The sequence below is a fragment of the Undibacterium sp. Di27W genome (assembly GCF_049340345.1).
In the GTDB taxonomy this organism is placed as follows: Bacteria; Pseudomonadota; Gammaproteobacteria; order Burkholderiales; family Burkholderiaceae_D; genus Undibacterium.
Genome location: NZ_JBMPOS010000192.1, coordinates 1 through 255 on the forward strand (window position 1 = coordinate 1; position 255 = coordinate 255).

General features: G+C 52.9%; 1 protein-coding gene. It reads right to left on the reverse strand.

The genetic code is table 11. From position 1 onward, the window contains the following. Window positions 1–255 (reverse strand): DUF6531 domain-containing protein (locus ACO0LF_RS31845; protein WP_423021470.1); only part of this gene is annotated, 255 nt, incomplete at both ends.

Sequence of the window (255 nt, forward strand, 5' to 3'; positions counted from 1 at the left end):
TACCAGACAAATTGTTAATGCGACGGTAACCATTGATCCACCAGGCATCACCATTGTCATCATTGAGCTTGCCCTGGCTGTTGTAGGTGCGTAGCAGGGAAACATCACTGCCACGGCCTTCCATCACGGCATCGCTGTCTTGGACGACAAGGTTACCCGTACCGACGTTGACATAGGTTTTTTCTCCGGTCTTACCCGAAGAAGATTGCCCCAGGTTTCCGCGCCCTCCGAGTGGTGCCAAAGAAGCCTGACCTA